This window comes from Phytohabitans flavus, from assembly GCF_011764545.1.
Lineage (GTDB): Bacteria > Actinomycetota > Actinomycetes > Mycobacteriales > Micromonosporaceae > Phytohabitans > Phytohabitans flavus.
The window spans coordinates 5,779,002-5,797,586 of record NZ_AP022870.1 but is presented as its reverse complement, the minus strand read 5'-3'; the positions used below and the strand labels follow the sequence as shown (position 1 = coordinate 5,797,586).

Sequence of the window (18,585 nt, the reverse complement as noted above, 5' to 3'; positions counted from 1 at the left end):
AGAGTAACTGTCATGACGAATCCCGACGCGCACTCCGCACTGACCCTTCACCGTCACCGTTCGGCCGAGCTGTTCGCCGAAGCCGACCGGGTACGCCTGGCCCGCGCCGTCGTGCGCGGCGGCGGACCTGAGCCGCACTGGTGGTCCCGTTCCGGGCGGCGCCAGCACGGGGCCGCGACGCGCGCTCCGGCGCCCTCGTGAGACCCGCCGTGAATCCGGCCCGCCACGGGGGCGGGCCGGATTCGGCCACCCGCTTAATCACTGATGGATGTCGGAAGGGCGTGTCATGCTCGATCTCGTGACCGCCCGAGCCACAAGTTCCGTCCTGGTTGGTCGTGACGCCGATCTTTCGGCGTTGCGCGACGCGCTCAAGCGCGCCCGCGGCGACGAGCCGACGACCGTGCTGCTCGGCGGCGAGGCGGGGATCGGCAAGACCCGGCTCGTCGAGGAGTTCCGGCGGTTTGCACTCGGCGACGGCGTCCGCGTCCTCACCGGACAGTGCCTGGAGCTCGGCGAGGAGGGCCTGCCGTTCGCGCCGTTCGTGGCGGCGCTGCGTGACCTGCACCGGCGCGACGGCTCGGCCGCGTTCGACGGGCACGAGCACGAGTTCGCCCGGCTGCTGCCCGAGCTGGGCCCGGCAGGTCCCGAAGGTCTCGTCGACGCCAACCGGGGATACCTCTTCGAGCTTGTCGCCGGCCTCTTCGGGCGGCTGGCCCGGGAGCGCCCGCTGGTCCTTGTCATCGAGGACCTGCACTGGGCCGATCGCTCCACACGCGACCTCATCGCGTTCCTGATCCGCTCGGCGCGCACCGCCCAGGCGTTGCTGATCTGTACGTTCCGCTCGGACGAGCTGCACCGGGGCCACCCGCTGCGGCCCTTCCTGGCCGAGCTCGACCGCGCCCGCGGCGTCGAGCGCGTCGACCTCGACCGGCTCGACCGCGACGGCACGATGGAGATCCTCGCCGACCTGCTCGGCGCCGAGCCCCGTCCGGCCCTGGTCGACAACGTCTACAACCGCTCGCAGGGCAACCCGTTCTTCGTCGAGGAGCTGGCCGCATCGAGCGACCCCGACGGTTGCAGCGACCTGCCCGACACGCTGCGGGACCTCCTGCTGGCCCGCATCGACCGGCTGCCCGACGCGGCGCAGCGGGTGCTGCGGCTGGCCGCGGCCGGGGGCACCCGGATCGGCCACGACCTGCTCGTCGAGGTCGCCGAGGTGCCCGACCACTCCCTCGAAGACGCGCTGCGCACCGCGGTCGCCGCCCAGCTGCTGGTCGCCGGCACCGACGGGGGTTATGAGTTCCGGCACGCGCTGGTCCGCGAGGCCGTGCACGAGGACTCGCTGCCCGGGGAGCGGGCCCGCCTGCACGCCCGGTACGCGGCGGCCATCGAGGTCCGGCCCCAGCTCGTCGGCGCCGACCGCGCACCGGCCGAGATCGCCCACCACTGGTACCAGGCACACGACCACCCCCGCGCGCTCACCTCGGCGTGGGCGGCGGCGACGGCGGCCGGTAAGCGGTACGCGTACGCGGAGAAGAGCCGGCTGCTCGAGCGGGTGCTGGAGCTGTGGGAGCAGGTGCCCGACGCCGCCGACCGGCTCGCCATGGACCACCTCGCACTGCTGGAGGAGACGCTGCTGGCGGCGTCCACGGCCGGCGACTACCCCCGCGCGATGAGCCTCACCCGCGCCGCGCTCGCCGAGATCGACAGGGACGCCGAGCCGCTGCGCGCCGCGCGCATGCTGGAGCGCCGCGGCCGGCTGATGCGCGTGCTCGGCAAGAGCGACGGCGCGACCGAGCTCCGCAGTGCCTATGAGCTGGTCCGCGACGTGCCCAACGGAGCCGAGCGGGTCCAGATCCTGGCCAATGTCGCCACCCACCTGGGCAAGGTCGGCCTGGCGGAAGGGAATCGGATCGCCCGCGAGGCCCTGGCCGACGCCGAGGCGCTCGGCGAGCCGGCGGCCCAGGTCGCGGCGACACTCGCCTTCGGCCGGGTGTGCACGCACGAGATCTCGGCCGCGGCCGGGCTTGTCGAGCTGCGCAAGGCCGAAGAGGTGGCCCGCCGCACCAGCGATGTGCCGCAGTTGGTCCACGCGCTGGTCAACATCTCCGATGTGCTCTTCGAGATCGGGCAGTACGCGGAGTCCGCGCGCAGCGCCGCCGACGGCACGGTCGAGGCCAAGCGGGTGGGCATCAGCCGTTCGACCGGGGCGTTCCTGCTCTCCAACCACGCCGAGGCGCTCTTCGCGCTGGGCCGGTGGGACGAGGCCGACGCGCTCTGCGCCGAGACCGCGCGCATCGACCCGCCCGGCACGCTCGGCCTGCACTGGCTACAGATCCGGGCCCACCTCCGCCTGGCCCGCGCCCACCCCGGCGCCGACGAGCTTCTGGCCCGGGCGGTGAGCTTCCTCGGCCGGCCCTACCTGGAGCTCCAGCTCGCCATCCCGCTGCACGAGCTGCGCGTCGAGTCCGCCCTCCGGCGTGGCGACCTGGCCGGCGCGGTCGAGGCGGCGGGGATCGCGGTCGGGGTGCCGCGCTTGGACGAGTTCCCGCGGCACAGCTGGCCGCTGATGGCCGCCGCCGCCCGTGCCGCCGTCCTGGGCGGCGACGCGGTGCTGGCCGAGCGGGTCCGCACGGCGATGGCCGCACTGACCGCGGACCAGCCGGCGCAGCGGGCCAGTGCCGCGGAGACCCGCGCGGTCCTCGCCACCGGCCCCGACGCGCTGCCCGCTTGGCGGGAGGCGGTGGCGGCCTGGCGGACGGACGGCCAGCCGTACCCGCTGGCCCGCACCCTGCTGGGCCTGGCCGAAGCCGCCGCGGCCGCGGGCGATCGCGGCTTGGTCGGCGAGGCCGTCGAGGAGGCGTGCTGCATCGCCGACGACCTGCACGCCGCCCCGCTGCGCGAGGAGCTGGACACCCTCGCCCGCCGCGTCGGGGTGCGGGTGTCGAGCCACTCGGCGCCCGACGAGCCGGAGCTGCTGACGGTGCGCGAGCAGGAGGTGCTGCGCTTGGTGGCCGAAGGGCTGAGCAACCGGCGGATCGCCGAGCAGCTCTTCATCTCGCCGAAGACGGCCAGCGTCCACGTCTCCCGCATCATCGCCAAGCTCGCGGTGGCAAACCGGGTCGAGGCCGCCGCGGTCGCCCACCGCCTGGGGCTACTGGCGGAGCGCCAGTAGCCCCACGATCCATATAGGACGGTATCGGCGCCTAGGCGCCAAGTGACTCCGCGGCCAGAGCCGTGCCCTCGACGCGCGCCCGCACCTTGGCGAAGGCGGTCTCCCGCGAGGTGGACGTGTCGTCGCCGAACGGCGCGAAGCCGCAGTCGTCGCAGGTGCCCAGCCGGTCCGGGGCGATGTGCTCGGCCGCCCGGAGCACCCGGTCGCGCACCTGGGTGGGCGTCTCCACCACCGGGTCGATCGGGTCGGTGACGCCGACGAAGACCCGCTGGTCCGGCCGGAGGTGGGTGGCGATCGTGGCGAGCACCCGATCGGGGTCTGCCTCGCTGGCGAGCTGCACGTAGAAGACGCCGGCGTTTACCGCGAACAAATGAGGCAGCAGCGCGGTGTAGTCGATGTCGAGGCTGTGCGTGGAGTCCTGGTCACCGCCGGGACACGTGTGTACGCCGATGCGCGCCCGCTCGCTGTCCGTGAAGCGGGCGAGCACCCGGTTGTTCAGCTCGACCAGCGACCGCAGCACGCCGCCCGACGGGTCGAGCTTGAGGGAGAAGCGCCCCTCGGTGAAGTCGATCTGGACCGTGTGCGCGCCGCCGTCCAGAGCGCCGCGGATGTCCGCCTCCACCTCGTCCACAAGGTCGTCGAGGAACTCCTCGCGGCTGTACCCCGGGATGGGGTCCTGCGGGTAGAGGAGGCTCAGCGCGGACGGCGAGATGACCGCCTGCTTGACCGGGACGGTGGCGTACCGGCGCGCGGCGGCGAGGTACTCGCCGGAGCGGGCCCCGTAACGGAACGGGCCCTTCGCGAGCCGAGGCAGCTGCCGGGTGTGGCCGTCGGCGAACGGGATGACGGCGCCGTCCGGCGCCAGGTTGTCGAGTCCGGCGAGGGGGTACGTCAAGAAGGAGGGCTTGGTCTGCTCGCCATCGGTGACCACCGGCGAACCGAGCGACTCCAGCGTCGCGATCGTGTCGCGCAGGGCGTCGTCGTACAGGCTGTCGAGGGCTTCGCTGTCGATCCGTCCGGCGGCGTGGTCGGCGATGCCGGCGAGGAGGGCGGGGGACCTTGGGATGCTTCCGATCGGCTCGGTCGGGAGACTCATGGCGAGAAATCTAGTGTCCTCGATGAGCCTTCCTCAACACGCTTCGTCCGAAAGTGGTATCTCAGCGTGACAGTGCGCCTCAGGCGTTGCGCGCGTCCAGGGCCTGCTGGTAGAGGCGACCAGCGCGGTACGACGAGCGGACCAGCGGGCCGCTCATCACGCCGGCGAAGCCGATCTGCTCGGCTTCCTCCATCAGCTCCACGAACTCCTCCGGCTTGACCCAGCGCTCCACGGGGTGGTGGCGCGGCGTGGGTCGCAGGTACTGCGTAATGGTCACCAGCTCGCAGCCGGCCTCGTGGAGGTCGCGCAGAGCCTGGGAGATCTCGTGGCGCTCCTCGCCCAGCCCGAGGATCAGGTTGGACTTTGTCACCAGGCCGGCCGCGCGGGCCTGGGTGAGCACGTCGAGCGAGCGCTCGTAGCGGAACGCGGGGCGGATGCGCTTGAAGATGCGCGGCACCGTCTCGACATTGTGGGCGAGCACCTCGGGCCGGGCGTCGAAGACCTCGCCGAGCTGGGCGGGGTCGCCGTTGAAGTCGGGGATCAGCAGCTCGACACCGCAGCCGGGCTGGAGCTTGTGGATCTGGCGGACCGTCTCCGCGTACAGCCAGGCACCGCCGTCCGGCAGGTCGTCGCGGGCGACGCCGGTGACCGTCGCATACCGCAGGCCCATCGTGGCGACCGACTCGCCGACGCGGCGGGGCTCGTCAGCGTCGAACTCGGCCGGCTTGCCCGTGTCGATCTGGCAGAAGTCGCATCGCCGCGTGCACTGGTCGCCGCCGATCAGGAAGGTGGCCTCGCGATCTTCCCAACACTCGTAGATGTTGGGGCAGCCGGCCTCCTGGCAAACGGTGTGCAAGCCCTCGCGCTGGACCAGGCCACGTAGCTCGGTGTACTCCGGGCCCATCTTGGCCTTGACCTTGATCCACGGCGGCTTGCGCTCGATCGGCGTCTCGGCGTTGCGCGCCTCGATGCGCAGCAGGCGCCGTCCCTCTGGAGCGATGGTCACAGATCCGAGACTACGCTCGCTGTGGTCACGCATGAACACTAGGCGACGAGCCTCACGCTGCGCTTTATGTGATACCCACCACCGGTTTGTCCTGCTAGCGTGTCGTGAGCGGCGACGACGGAACCAAGTACCGCCCCGAAATCCGCCGGCCGAGAGAGCCACCCGCAGCTGTGACGGTGGCCCGGCGCCGGGGCGCGAAGACACTCCAGAGCCGCATTTCGAATGAGGCCCCTTCGGGGGTGAAGGCGCGGTGGCACCGCGAGTTTCCCCACTCGCCCGCGCCCAGTCGGGGATCGCGTTGCGCGATGACCAGGAGGTGCCCATGCAACGCATCCTTTCCACCCAACTGCCTGCCCACATTGGCGAAACCGTGCGACTCGCCGGGTGGGTACACCGCCGCCGGCTGCTGAAGTCGGTGGCGTTTCTGATCGTGCGGGACCGCGCCGGGCTCAGCCAGGTCGTGGTCACCGACCCCGGTGTCCGTGCCCAGATCGAGGCCGTCGGCGAGGAGACCGCCGTCGAGCTCACCGGCGAGGCCGTCGCGAACGCTGCCGCGCCCGCCGGGGTCGAGGTGGTCGAGCCTCTGGTACGGGTACTCGGAGCGACCGCCGAGCCACCACCGTTCGACCTCTTCCGGCCGGAGCTGGGGGCAACCCTGCCCACTCAGCTCGACCACGCGTCACTCTCGCTACGCCACGCCACACGTGCGTCCGCGCTGCGTGTCTCCGCGGCGGCCGTGGCCGGCTTCCGGTCCACACTGGACGGTCTGGGTTTCGTGGAGGTGCACACGCCGAAAATCGTGGCCAGCTCCACCGAGAGCGGGGCGAACGTATTCGCGATCGACTACTTTGGACGGCCCGCCTTCCTGGCCCAGTCGCCCCAGTTCTACAAGCAGGTCATGGTGGGCGTCTTCGAGCGTGTGTACGAGGTGGGGCCGGTCTTCCGTGCCGAGCCGCACGAGACCGGGCGGCACCTGGCTCAGTACACGTCGCTCGACGCCGAGCTGGGATTCGTCGAGGACCACCGCGACGTCATGGCGGTACTCGCCGAGGTGATCCGCGGCATGGTGGCGGCGACCGGGCTGCCGGCGGCGCTGCCCGCCGAGTTTCCCGCGCTGCATTTCACCGAGGCGCTGAAGATCGCCGGCGCGCCCCCGGACGAGCCGGACTCGGTTTCCAGCCCTGTTCGTCGCGTCGCGGGCACGCGACGCGACGAACAGGGCCCAGTAGATTTAGCGCCTGCGCACGAGCGGGCGGTCGGGGAGTGGGCGCTTGCCGAGCACGGGTCGGACGTCGTGTTCGTCACCGGGTACCCGGCGGCCAAGCGCCCCTTCTACACGCACCCAGACCCGACCCGTCCCGGGTACACGAACGGGTTCGACCTGCTTTTCCGGGGTGTGGAGCTGGTGACTGGCGGGCAGCGGCTGCACCGGTACGAGGACTACGTGGCGGCGCTTGCCGCGCGGGGCGAGCCACTCGCGCCGTACGAGTCCTATGTGGAGGCATTTCGGCACGGGATGCCGCCGCACGGCGGGTTTGCCATCGGGCTGGAGCGGTTTGTGGCCCGGCTCACCGGCGCCGCCAACGTACGCGAGGTGACAGCCTTTCCGCGTGACCGCCACCGGCTGACCCCGTAGCGAGCGGTCAGTAACGCGAGGCCGGCCGGCCTGGGTGAGCACCTGGGCCGGCTCGCCTACTCCGCGAGCAGTGTGCCCAGGTGGCGCTCGGCCACCGGGAGCACGTCGGCCACCGTGATCTGCCGGCCGAGCTCCGCGCTCAGCGAGCTGACACCCGCGTCGCGGATGCCGCACGGGACGATGCGGTCGAAGACCGCCAGGTCGCAGTCGCAGTTGAGCGCGAAGCCGTGCTGCGTCACGCCCTGCGACACCCGGATGCCGATCGCGCCAATCTTGCGGTCCGGCCCGCGGTCGTCGGCCGGCACCCAGGCCCCACTGCGTCCCTCGATCCGCGTCGTGGCCAGGCCGAACTCGGCGCAGACGTCGATGAGCAGCTGCTCCGTGCGCCGCACGTAGGCCACCACGTCGATCGGGTCGGGCAGCTTGAGGATCGGGTAACCGACCAGCTGCCCCGGGCCGTGCCAGGTGATCTTGCCGCCGCGGTCGACGTCGATGACGGGCGTGCCGTCCATCGGGCGGTCGAGCGGCTCGGTCCGCTTGCCGGCCGTGTAGACACTCGGGTGCTCGAGCAGGAGCACGGTGCCCGGCTCCGCACCGGCGACCACGGCCTCGTGCAGCCGCCGCTGCTCATCCCACGCCGCCAGGTAGTCGATGCGGCCGAGCTTCCGGTGCCGCAGCTCGGTGAGTGCGCTAGTCACCCATTCAGCGTAGACCCAGGTGGGGGGCCGATCGCTGCGTGTCTCTGCTCACGTCTGTGGGGAGTCACACCCGCCACAGCCACACGTCGTCGACCCGCTGCGGTGGGCCGAGCAGCTCGGTCGTCGCGCGCAGCAGGGCCTCCGGGTGGGCCGGGAACTTCGCCCCGTGTACCCGGTCGGCCAGCACCACGGCCTCCGCGCCCCAGTAGCGCAGGTCCTCGCGCGCCGCCGCCCGGTCCGCGTCCGTGATCGGGGGTACGACACCCGTGCGCGCCACCTCGAAGAGCAGGTCGGCCGACGGGCGCGGGACCGGGCCGATCCGTCCCTTGCCGTCCGGGCCGCCGGGGCCGAGGAAGAAGCCGGCCGGGATACGGAACTCGCCCTGCCCGTGCGCCAGCGCGTACGTCTGCCAGCGCTGCCCGTCCGGCAGCACGTCGGAGGTGGGCGGTACCGGGGCGAGGACGCCGCCATCCTGGACGTACTCGCGCCAGGTGCCGGACGTGATGAACCGGGGGACCGGCTCGTACTCCGAGGTGTGCAGCGGTACCGGCACGAGCGGCAGCAGCGCGACCGCGAAGGCGCCCAGCCAGGCCGGCGCCGGACGCGGACCGAGGGCGGCCAGCCCGTACGCGAGCACCAGCCCGATCAGCGGCATCACCACGAGCGCCAGCCGGGCCGGGAGGGCGGCGTTGAAGACCGGCAGGCCGCCCAGCGCCGCGTACGGCAGCGGGACCCCGGTCAGCCGCTCGTCGACCTTGAGCTCCGGCCCCAGCGACAGTACGAAGAACACCCCGGCGGTGACCGCCAGCGCGCGCAGCACCGCCCGCCGGCCCGCATCTGTGTTTGACTGCGCTCGCTCCGCTCGCGCTGGGCCCCGAGGCCGGCTCGGTCCGGCCTCGTCGCTGCGCTCCTCGGACCGGACCTCGCCAGCCTCGGGGCCGTGCGCCGCCACAGCAGCACGAAGCAGACGACCACGAGCGCGAGCAGCGGCAGGCCGAAGAACGAGTTCTCCTCGGTCGGGTTTGGTGCCAAGCCCGTGCCGAAGCCGGCGATCCCAGCCAGCGACCGCTCCGGGAACGCGGCGAACGCGGCCAGGTCCTCGTTGTGCACCTTCGGGTCGAAGCCCGTGCCGTGGAACCGCTGCGGGCCGAAGAAGTGCAGCCACAGCGGGTACGAGAGGAGCAACACAGCCGCCCCGGCGGTGACCGCCAGCCCGCGTACGAACGTCGGCAGGGCCGCCCGCGCCTCGGCCCGCCGCGAGAACGCCCACACGCCGAGGAACACCCCGCAGGCCAGCGCGGTGAAGAAGAGCCCCTCGGCCGCGATCGAGAACGCGACCGCCACCAGCACGCCGAGGATCAGCCCGTTGCGCCGCCACCGGCCCGGCTCGCGGAGCGCGAACACCCGCCACACCACCAGCGGCACGAGCCACCCGGCGGTCCAGTTGAGGTGGGCGTTGGCGTGCGAGACCATGCCCGGCGCGAAGCCGCAGAAGAGCCCGCCCACCGCCGCGGCGAGCACCGGCAGGCGGAACGCGCGGGAGAGCAGCAGGTACCACGCGAACGCGGTCGCGGCCAGGTTGAGCGTGAGGATCACCACGAACGACCACTGCGGCCCGGCCAGCAGCGTGAGCGGGGCGAAGAGCACCGCGTACACGGTGATCGAGGTGTTGACCGCGAGGTTCACCCCGTCGGGGACGTTCATCAGGTGGGTGAAGAGCGGGTTTTCCGCGTGGGTGAGCGCATGCGCGCCGAACGCCAGGAGCCACTCGAAGAGCGCCTGGTCGCTGGAGTTGACCTTGATGGTGCGGTGGTTGGGGTCGGCCCAGAGGCCGGCGGTGACCAGCACGGCGAGCCCGAGCGAGAGCGCCGCGACCACCAGGTCCGGCCGGCGGCGCGAGGTGCCCGGCGGGTCGGTGGGTGCGGCCACAGGCTCGGTCAGCGTCACGGCCCGTCACCCTACCAACGAACCTTTTTCAACCTGAACTGCGCGGCGCCCGCGCGTCAGGACAGACCGTGACGGGAGGTGGAAAAAGGTTCGGTAGCCGACACGCCCGATAATGCTTGCGCCGCTATTGGAAATGACATCCAATACAAGCAACGTAAAGACGGCCCAAGGAGTCCCGTACCGTGAAAATCGCCCTTGTCGGGAAAGGCGGCAGTGGCAAGACCACGCTGGCCGCCCTCTTCGCCCGCCATCTGGCCGCCGGCGGCGCGCCGCTGCTCGCCATCGACGCGGACATCAACCAGCACCTGGCCGCCGCGCTCGGCGCCAGCGAGGACGAGGCGGTGCTGCTGCCCGCGCTCGGCGACCACCTTGCCGGCATCAAGGAGTACCTGCGGGGGAGCAACCCGCGGATCTCCTCGGCCGCGGCCATGGTCAAGACCACGCCGCCCGGGCGAGGCTCGCGGCTGCTGTCGATCACCGGTGCCAACCCGATCTACGACGCGCTGGTACGCGAGGTCGGCGGCATCCGGCTCGCGGTGACCGGGCCGTTCGCGACCGAGGACCTGGGCGTGGCCTGCTACCACTCCAAGGTCGGCGCGGTCGAGCTGCTGCTCAACCACATTGTCGACGGCCCGGGGGAGTACGCCGTCGTGGACATGACCGCCGGCGCCGACTCGTTCGCGTCCGGTCTCTTCACCCGTTTCGACGCCACGTTCATCGTCTGTGAGCCGACGCTGCGCAGCGTGGGTGTCTACCGGCAGTACGTCGGCTACGCGCGGGACTTCGGCGTGCGGGTGTACGTGGTGGGCAACAAGGTCGACGACGAGTCCGATGTGGACTTCCTCCGTGCGCACGTCGGCGACGACCTGCTGACCTGGGTGGGGCGCTCGGCGTACGTGAAGGCGGCCGAGCGGGGCCGGCCCCAGCCGCTCTCCACACTGGAGATTGCCAATCGTGATGCCCTGGACGCGATGCGTGAAGCCGTCGCTGTTTGTCCGAAGGACTGGGCCACCTACACCCGCCAGGCGGTGGAGTTTCACCTGCGCAACGCGACCGCTTGGGCCAACGACAAGGTGGGCGAGGACCTCGCCGGCCAGGTCGACCCGGAGTTCGTGCTTGGGCCACAGACGCTGGTCCGCTGAGTCACCCAGACAGTAGGCGGCGCTGGCGTCCGCGAAGCGGCCGGCAGCGCCCCAGAAGAGTTAAGGAGAGAGAATGTCCCTCGACGTACCCGCCGCCCTGCTGGAGCGCGCGGAACGGGGCCAGGTCGACGACGCCGAGTTCGTCGCCTGCGTGCGCGAGTCGCTGCCGTACGCCTGGGCGGTCGTTTCCGACGTCGCCGCCCGCTCGGCCACGACACCCGGCGAGTTCGCCGACCACGCCGTCCCGCCACCGAGCGAGAAGGAGCGCGGCGAGCTGCTGCGGGCGCTCGCCAGCGACGCGATCCGGGGCGGGCTGGAGCGGCATTTCGGCGTGAAGCTGGCGTTCCAGAACTGCCACCGGGTGGCCGCGTTCAAGCTGTCCGCGGTCGGCGGCGAGCCGTACCAGGACTTCATCTCGCCGGTGGCCCAGATCCGCAACCAGTCTCCCGAACTGCGTGATTGCTGATCTGTTCCTGTTTCGGCGCATGCCGCCGCGGCGACCGTGGACCACACGGTCGCCGCGGCGGTCCCGCCGCTGCTCAGCGGTCGTAGAGCGCGTCTTCCAACGCCTCGCGCACGCCGGGCCGCCGGAACGTGAAGCCGGCGTCCAGCAGTACGCCCGGCCGGGCGCGCACGCTCGCGAGGGTATCGGGAGCCATCTCGCCCAGCAGGACGCGTAGCGCGAAGGTGGGGATCGGCATGATCACCGGCCGGTGCAGGGCGGCGCCCAACTGCTTGGTGAACTCGGAGTTCCGCACCGGCTGCGGGGCGACCACGTTGACCGGGCCGGCGATGTCGTGCCGCTCCAGCAGGAACGACACGGCCAGCAGCCAGTCGACCATCGAGATCCACGGCATCCACTGCCGGCCGCTGCCCAGCTTCCCGCCGATACCCAGGCGGAAGGGAAGCATCTGCGGCTTGAGGTAGCCGCCGTCGCGGTGCAGGGGTGTGCCGCTGCGCAGCCGCACCACCCGTACCCCGGCGTCCTCGGCCGGCATTGTGGCCGCCTCCCACACCTTGCAGAGGTCGGCGAGGAACCCGGTGCCCGGCGGGGCCTGCTCGTCGACCGTGGTGTCGCCGGTGTCGCCGTACAGGTTGATGCCGCCGATGTTGAGAAGCGCGCCCGGCCGCCCGTCGGCGGGGAGCGCGGCCAGCGTGCGGGCGAGCGTGCCGGTGGTGTCGACGCGGCTGGAGATCAACACCTGCTTGTACCGGTCGGTCCAGCGGTGGTCACCGATGTTGGCGCCGGAGAGGTTTACCACCGCGTCGTGCGGGGCCAGCGCGGCCGGGTCGAGGGTGCCGGCCTTCGGGTCCCACGGGATTTCGCCCGGCCCCGCGTCCGTCCTCCGCACGAGCCGGCTGATCTGGTGCCCGTTCTCCGTCAACCACTGGGCCAACCGCCGCCCGAGAAAGCCTGAAGCGCCCGAGATGACAACCCGCATGTGACCCATCCTCCCCCGTACGCGTTGATCAGGGACTTTGTCGGTGTTTCTCTCCACGAACTCCCTGATCAACGCCTTAAGGAGCGGGTCACGGCTCGCTCTACGTCGCGGCGCTCAGCCGGCGGGAGCGGGGCGCGGGCCGACTCGCGCAGGCGGATCGCCTCGGTCAGGTGGGACCAGGTTTCTCGGCGATCGCCGGTCAGGGCGGCCGCACCGGCAAGTCCCTCGTGGGCCAGCGCCTCGGCGCGCGGGTCGCCGATCTCGCGGGCGGCGGCGAGCCCGCGTTCGTGCAGCGACCGGGCCAGCCCGGCGTCGCCCCGCTCCTCGGCGACGAAGCCGAGCTCGGCCAGCACCAGCGTCACACCGTAGAACGGCCGCCCGTAGTCGGCGGCCAGCCGCTCGTGCCAGGCCAGGATCGTGCGCAGGTGTGCCTCGGCGCCGTCGAGGTCGCCGGTACGGCGGGCAAGCTGGGCCAGCCCCATGCGCGCGAACTCCTCGGCGAACCGGTTGGACTGCTGCGCCGCCAGCCGCATCGCCCGCTCGTGGAACTCCCGGGCCCGGTCGTGGTCGCCGGTCAACAGCGCGAGCCGGCCGAGGCTGGCGAGGCGGTACGTCACGTCCGTCCACAGTCGAAGATCCTCGGCCGCGCGCAGCCCGTCCCGATGCAGCCGGCCCGCGGTCGCGTAGTCGCCGGCGATCTCGGCCAGGTAGGCGAGCTGGTCACCGGCGTACAGGCGGCCCCAGCGGTCGCCGAGCTCGGTGAAGAGGGCGAGGCTCCGCTCGCCGTCCCGGACGCCTTCGGCCACGTCGCCGCGGAAGCTGGCCCGCTTCGTACGGCTGGCCAGCGCGGCCGCCTCGCCCCAGCGGTCGCCGGTTGTGCGGAACTCCGCGAGCGCCCGCTCGACAAGCTCGTCGGCGGCCGGCACGTCGCCGAAGTGCAGGTGGGCGTGGGCGAGGAACCACCGGGCCCGGGCGTCGCCGCCCTCGGGCAGGTCGCGGTCCAGGCCCCCGTCGCCCGCGATGATCGCGAACCCGGTCTCCCAGGCGGACGCCCGCGCCGCGTCGCCGCCGGTACCCGGGACGGCAAGCGCACGGGCGGTCGAGCGCTGCCCCTCACGGTGGCGGCCGCGCAGGTACCAGTACCAGGCCAGCGCGTTGACCAGGCGCAGCGCGAGCGTGCGGTCCCCGCGCTCGACAGCACCGTCGAGCGCGGCCCGCAGGTTGGGTGCCTCCAGGTCGAGGCGCTCCAGCCAAATGCGCTGCCCACGGCCGTACAGGCGGGGCTCGGCCCACTCGGCCAGATCCGCGTAGTAGGCGTCCCGCCGTACGAGGGGTGCCTGGTCGCCGCCGAGGCGTTCCAGGCCGTACGCGGCCACGGTCTCCAGCAGCCGGTACCGGACGTCGCCGGCGGTACTCCGCTCGGCGACGACCATCGAGCGCTCTACGAGCTGTGCAAGCACTTCGGGCACGTCGGGCCCAGCGCAGATCGCCTCGGCCGCCTCCACCGTGGCGCCGCCGGGCTGCACCGCCAGGCCGACAAGGGCGGCCCGCTGTGGCTCGTCAAGTAGCTCCCAGCTCCAGTCGATCATCGCGCGAAGCGTACGCTGCCGGTCCGGCACGCCCCGCCCGGCGGCAGCGAGGAGGCGGAAGCGGTCGTCGAGCCGCCCGGCCAGCACGCGTACGCCCAGCGCCGGCACCCGGGTCGCGGCCAGCTCCAGCGCGAGGGGCAGCCCGTCGAGCCGCGCGCAGATCGCGGCCACGGCCGGGTCGTCGGGGTCGATCGTGGTGCCGGCCGCGGCTGCCCGCGCGGCGAAGAGCTGGGCCGCCGAGGGCGGGTCGAGCGGCGCGACCCGGAAGAGCGTCTCGCCCGGTACGGCCAGCGACTCGCGGCTGGTGGCCAGCACGCGCAGCCCGGGCGCGGCGCCCAGCAGGTGTGCGGAGCCGGCGGCGCAGCTCCTCGTACCCGGCCAGCGCCTCGCCGGCCCTCCCACCGCGGTACAGCGCCCGCAGGTGGGCCGCGCGGAGCCGCTCGCGCAGCGGGTGGGCGGCCACCAGCTCGCCAAGCTCGTCGGCGAGCACGCTGTGCTCGCCCAGCGCCAGGCGGGCCTCGGCCAGGTCCTCCACGGCGGTGAGCCGCTGCTCGTCCAGGCGGGTGGCGGCGCCCTGAGCGAAGGCCCAGTCGCGCAGGTCGGCGTACGCGGGGCCGCGCCACAGCGCCAGCGCGTCCGCCAGCAGCGCGACCCGTTCGCGCGGGTCGCCGGCCACCCGGGCCCGCCCGGCCAGCTCGATGAACCCGGCCTCGTCCAGCTCGCCGTCGGCCAGCCGCAGCGCGTACCCGGCCGGTGTCAGCAAGATGCGATCTTCCGTAGGCCCCGCGCGTCGCGGTTGTCCCTGGCTGTCTAGGCGATACCGAGGTCGGCCTCGAAGTGGCCGGCCTCCAGCCGCTCCTTCACGGCCGACAGGAAGCGGGCCGCGTCGGCGCCGTCGACGATCCGGTGGTCGTACGACAGCGCGAGGTAGCACATCGAGCGGGGCGTGATGACCTCGCCGAGCTCGGGGTCGTCGACCACGACCGCCCGCTTGACCACCGCGCCGGTGCCGAGGATCGCGGACTGCGGCTTCGGCACGATCGGGGTGTCGAAGAGCGCGCCACGGCTGCCGGTGTTGGTGATCGTGAAGGTGGCGCCGGAGATCTCGTCCGGGCTGATCTTGTTGGTGCGGGTGCGCTCGGCCAGGTCGGCGATGCGCCGGGCCAGGCCGGCCAGGTTGAGGTCGCTCGCGTCGCGGACCACCGGCACCAGCAGGCCGCGCTCGGTGTCGACCGCGATGCCCAGGTGCTCACCGTCCGGGTAGGTGACGGTGCCGGCGTCGAGGTCGATGGAGGCGTTGACGATCGGGTAGCGCCGGAGCGCCTCGACCGCGGCCACCGCGAAGAACGGCAGGAACGAGAGCTTCACGCCGTGCTGCTGCTGGAACGTGCCCTTGGCCTGCTGGCGCAGCCGGGCGACCTTCGTGACGTCCACCTCGACCACGGTGGTGAGCTGCGCCGACGACTGAAGCGACTCGTACATCCGCTTGGCGATCGAGACGCGGATGCGGGTCAGCTTCTCGGTGTGGCCGCGCAGTGGGCTCGGCTCGCTGATCGCGGCCGCCACAGCCGGCTGGTCCGCGGCCGGGGCCGGTGTGGGGGCTGGCGCCGCTGCTGCGGCCGCGGCCGCCTTGGCCTTCTCCGCCGCCTCCAGCACGTCCTGCTTGCGGATGCGGCCGCCGACGCCGGTGCCGTTGAGCGAGCCGAGGTCGACGTTGTGCTCGCTGGCGAGCTTGCGAACCAGCGGCGTCACGTACGCGGTGTCGCCGCCGTTGGCCTGCGCGGTACGGGCTCCGGCGCCGGCCGGCTGCGGCTGGGCGGGGGCCGGAGCGGGCTGGGCCGCCTGGGCGGGGGCCGGCGCCGGCTGGGACGGCTGCGGAGCGGGCTCGGGGGCGCGCTGCGGCTGCGGCGGCACGGGCGTGCTCTCCGCCTTGACCGCCTCGACGGTCGGGGCGGGGGCGGACTCGGCCGCGTGACCCTCGACGGGCGTACCAGCGGAGCCGATCACGGCAAGCTCGGCGCCGACGTCAGCGGTCTCGTCCTGCTGCACCCGGATCTCAAGCAGCGTGCCGGCGGCCGGCGACGGGATCTCGGTGTCCACCTTGTCGGTAGAGACCTCGAGCAGCGGCTCGTCGAGGTCGACGTTTTCGCCGACCTGCTTGAGCCAGCGGGTCACGGTGCCCTCGGTGACGCTCTCGCCCAGCGCCGGCATCTTCACGACCGTGGTGCCGCCGCTCTCGCCCGGCTGGCCACCCTGCTCGGACGCCTCGCCCTGGCCGCTCGGCTGCTGCTGCGGGGCGGCGGCCTGCGCGGGCGCCGGCTCCGGCTGCCGCGGCGCGGGCTCCTCCCGCACCGGGGTCTGCTGCACGGGGCCTGCGCGACCGGCTGCTGCTCCTGCTGCTGGGGCGCCGGCTCTGGCTGCGCCTCCTGGGCGGCCGGCTGCGCCTCCTGCGGTGCCTGGCCCGCGCCCTCGTCCTCGCCGGAGATGACGGCCAGCTCGGCACCGACCTCGGCGGTCTCGTCCTCCTGCACGACGATCCGGGTCAGCACGCCGGCGGCGGGCGACGGGATCTCGGTGTCGACCTTGTCCGTGGAGACCTCGAGCAGTGGCTCGTCGACCTCGACGCGGTCGCCCTCATGCTTAAGCCAGCGAGTGACGGTGCCCTCGGTGACGCTCTCCCCCAGGCGGGGCATAGGGACGGATACCGGCATCTTTCCAGACTCCTTCAAGGCTCCGCGGGAAAACTCTGATCAGGCGTGTGCGTGCAGGGGCTTGCCCGCGAGCGCGAGGTGGGCCTCGCCGAGCGCCTCGTTCTGCGTCGGGTGTGCGTGCACGAGCTGGGCGACCTCGGCCGGGTAAGCCTCCCAGTTGTAGATGAGCTGTGCCTCGCCGACCAGCTCACCGACCCGGGCGCCGACCATGTGCACGCCGACCACCGGGCCGTCCGCCACCCGGACCAGCTTGATGAAGCCCTGGGTGCGCAGGATCTGGCTCTTGCCGTTACCACCGAGGTTGTAGTTGTACGCCTGCACCTTGTCGGCGCCGTACTTCTCCTTGGCCTTCGCCTCGGTCAGGCCCATCGAGGCGACCTCGGGGTCCGAGTACGTGACACGCGGGATGCCGGCCTCGTCGATCGGCGCCGGGTGCTGGCCCGCGATCTCCTCGGCCACGAAGATGCCCTGCTGGAAGCCGCGGTGCGCGAGCTGGAGGCCGGGCACGATGTCGCCGACCGCGTAGACGTTGGGGACGCTGGTGCGCAGCCGCTCGTCGGTGAGGACGAAGCCGCGGTCCATCTTGACGCCCTGCTCCTCGTAGCCGAGGCCGGCCGTCGTCGGGCCGCGGCCAACCGCCACCAGCAGCAGCTCGGCGTCGATCGTCTCGCCGCCGGCGATCGTGACGCGCACCCCGCCGTCGGTCTGCTCGACCTTCTCGAAGGGCTTGCCGGTCTTGAATCCGATACCACGCTTGCGGAATGCCCGCTCGACCGCCTTCGAAGCGTCCTCGTCCTCGGCGGCGAGCAGCCGGGGGAGCGCCTCGACGATCGTGACCTCGCTGCCGAGCGAGCGCCACGCGCTGGCGAACTCGACGCCGATCACGCCGCCGCCCAGCACGACCGCGGAGGTCGGGACGCGGTCGAGGTTGAGCGCGTGCTCGCTGGAGATGACCCGGGTGCCGTCCAGCTCCAGGCCGGGAAGCGTGCGCGAATACGAACCGGTGGCCAGCACGACGTTGCGACCCGTGTAACGGGTGCCGTCGACCTCCACCGTGTCCGGCGCGACGAGCCGGCCGGCGCCCTCGACATACGTGATCTTGGCGGCCTTGATCAGACCCTGCAAGCCCTTGTAGAGCTTGGCGACGACCCCGTCCTTGTACGCATTCACCCCCGCCATGTCGACGCCGATCAGCTCGGCCTTGATGCCGAATGCGTCGGATTCGCGGGTCTGGTCGGCGACCTCACCCGCGTGGAGCAGGGCCTTGGTCGGGATGCAGCCGCGGTGCAGGCAGGTACCGCCGAGCTTGTCCTTTTCGATTAGAACGACCGAAAGGTCGAGTTGCGCGGCTCTTAGGGCCGTGGCGTAACCGCCGCTGCCGCCTCCGAGAATCACTACGTCGAAGGTCTCGCCGCTCATATTTCAACTCCCAGTCGCATCGTTGCTACGCGGGCCTACGCTGTGGTGCGATCCTCGCCTGACGGGAGGTCAGGCGCAGCTGTGAATCCCCGGCCATCTTGTCACTTGCCGGTACATAGCGCGCCACCGAGGTGCCCAACGACACGTCTCCGGGCCTTACTTGCGTTCCGGGGGCGGTTCCGTACACCCTCGTCGCGGCGCACGTCGGGCCGGACGTCATTGGCCCCCGGGACGTACGCTTGCCGCATTCGTCGATGAGGACGTGGAAGGAGAGAGCCGGTGGCCTGGTTTCGTCGGCGCAAGGATTCGGGCGGCGCGCCGGGTCAGCGCGGGGCGAATCGTGCCGATCTAGAGCACCTTGAGGAGTTCGTCCGGTCGCGTCGTGGCGTCGAGGCTTTCATCGAGCCGCGCACCACGGTGACCGAGACGACCGTGCTCCTCATCGCCCATGACGGCGAGTGGACCCGGCGGCGCATCGACAGCCCCGAGGGTGCCCGGCGGTTCGCCCACCGCCTGGCGATCCCGATCTACGACGTGGCGCTGGTCGGATACCCGCAGCGCATGCGCGACTTCAACGAGCGCCGCAAGCGCGCCGCCGGCGCCTAGAGGATCAATTCCAGGACAGAGATCTGAGCTACCGCGACGTCCGCGGTGGTCCGGACCGCTGCTCCCGCGGCCTCGCCCTTCGCGGTTCACAAGCCAAACCCCGGCCGGCTACGCGGCC

At 72.3% G+C, this 18,585-nt stretch carries 12 protein-coding genes and 2 pseudogenes; 6 read left to right on the top strand and 8 right to left on the bottom strand.

Annotated features, from left to right (window positions below; genetic code table 11):
• Nucleotides 1–12 precede the first annotated feature (12 nt).
• Together Pflav_RS25355 and Pflav_RS25350 are read left to right on the top strand one after the other, a co-directional pair.
• Nucleotides 13–201, top strand: coding sequence for a hypothetical protein (locus Pflav_RS25355; protein WP_173038785.1), 189 nt, complete (start codon nucleotides 13–15; stop codon nucleotides 199–201).
• Nucleotides 202–298: 97 nt separating this feature from the next.
• Entirely contained in the window at nucleotides 299–3,175 is a 2,877-nt protein-coding gene (locus Pflav_RS25350; protein ID WP_232071895.1) for a helix-turn-helix transcriptional regulator, read from the top strand.
• Nucleotides 3,176–3,206: 31 nt separating this feature from the next.
• Here the strand turns inward: Pflav_RS25350 and Pflav_RS25345 are convergent, their stop codons facing one another.
• Both Pflav_RS25345 and lipA read right to left on the bottom strand, forming a co-directional pair.
• Nucleotides 3,207–4,271, bottom strand: coding sequence for a cobalamin-independent methionine synthase II family protein (locus tag Pflav_RS25345; RefSeq protein WP_173038781.1), 1,065 nt, complete (start codon nucleotides 4,269–4,271; stop codon nucleotides 3,207–3,209).
• 79 nt (nucleotides 4,272–4,350) lie between these two features.
• Nucleotides 4,351–5,310, bottom strand: a complete 960-nt coding sequence (gene lipA, locus Pflav_RS25340) for a lipoyl synthase (protein ID WP_173038779.1) — start codon at nucleotides 5,308–5,310, stop codon at nucleotides 4,351–4,353.
• Nucleotides 5,311–5,599: 289 nt separating this feature from the next.
• Here lipA and aspS point away from each other — a divergent pair, with 289 nt between their 5' ends.
• The gene (gene aspS / locus Pflav_RS25335; protein ID WP_173038777.1) at nucleotides 5,600–6,913 is read left to right on the top strand and encodes an aspartate--tRNA(Asn) ligase; all 1,314 of its coding nucleotides are present in this window, start codon (nucleotides 5,600–5,602) and stop codon (nucleotides 6,911–6,913) included.
• Nucleotides 6,914–6,969: 56 nt separating this feature from the next.
• Here the strand turns inward: aspS and lipB are convergent, their stop codons facing one another.
• Nucleotides 6,970–7,611 carry a lipoyl(octanoyl) transferase LipB gene (gene lipB / locus Pflav_RS25330; RefSeq protein ID WP_173038775.1) on the bottom strand — a complete coding sequence of 214 codons (642 nt, stop codon included), beginning with the start codon at nucleotides 7,609–7,611 and terminating at the stop codon, nucleotides 6,970–6,972.
• A 64-nt stretch (nucleotides 7,612–7,675) separates the two neighbouring features.
• Nucleotides 7,676–9,558 (bottom strand): annotated as a pseudogene (locus Pflav_RS46215) (DUF2079 domain-containing protein).
• A 182-nt stretch (nucleotides 9,559–9,740) separates the two neighbouring features.
• Here Pflav_RS46215 and Pflav_RS25315 point away from each other — a divergent pair.
• Both Pflav_RS25315 and Pflav_RS25310 read left to right on the top strand, forming a co-directional pair.
• Entirely contained in the window at nucleotides 9,741–10,700 is a 960-nt protein-coding gene (locus Pflav_RS25315; protein WP_173038771.1) for an ATP-binding protein, read from the top strand.
• A gap of 73 nt (nucleotides 10,701–10,773) precedes the next feature.
• Entirely contained in the window at nucleotides 10,774–11,166 is a 393-nt protein-coding gene (locus Pflav_RS25310) for an SCO5389 family protein (RefSeq protein ID WP_173038769.1), read from the top strand.
• Between the two features lie 73 nt (nucleotides 11,167–11,239).
• On the opposite strand, the gene Pflav_RS25305 is transcribed toward Pflav_RS25310, so the two are convergent.
• The 4 genes and pseudogenes from Pflav_RS25305 to lpdA all read right to left on the bottom strand — a co-directional run bounded on the left by Pflav_RS25305 (nucleotide 11,240) and on the right by lpdA (nucleotide 17,861).
• A complete protein-coding gene (locus tag Pflav_RS25305; RefSeq protein ID WP_173038767.1) occupies nucleotides 11,240–12,142 on the bottom strand; it encodes a TIGR01777 family oxidoreductase in 903 nt (300 codons plus the stop codon).
• A gap of 1,560 nt (nucleotides 12,143–13,702) precedes the next feature.
• Complete coding sequence (locus Pflav_RS48950; protein WP_377310551.1) at nucleotides 13,703–14,407, bottom strand: AfsR/SARP family transcriptional regulator; 705 nt, start codon at nucleotides 14,405–14,407, stop codon at nucleotides 13,703–13,705.
• Nucleotides 14,408–14,541: 134 nt separating this feature from the next.
• Nucleotides 14,542–16,442, bottom strand: a pseudogene (gene sucB, locus Pflav_RS25290) (2-oxoglutarate dehydrogenase, E2 component, dihydrolipoamide succinyltransferase).
• Between the two features lie 39 nt (nucleotides 16,443–16,481).
• Entirely contained in the window at nucleotides 16,482–17,861 is a 1,380-nt protein-coding gene (lpdA, locus tag Pflav_RS25285) for a dihydrolipoyl dehydrogenase (protein WP_173038765.1), read from the bottom strand.
• A 279-nt stretch (nucleotides 17,862–18,140) separates the two neighbouring features.
• On the opposite strand from lpdA, the gene Pflav_RS25280 reads away from it, so the two are divergent.
• Nucleotides 18,141–18,467 carry a hypothetical protein gene (locus tag Pflav_RS25280; protein WP_173038763.1) on the top strand — a complete coding sequence of 109 codons (327 nt, stop codon included), beginning with the start codon at nucleotides 18,141–18,143 and terminating at the stop codon, nucleotides 18,465–18,467.
• The last annotated feature ends 118 nt before the right edge of the window (nucleotides 18,468–18,585 follow it).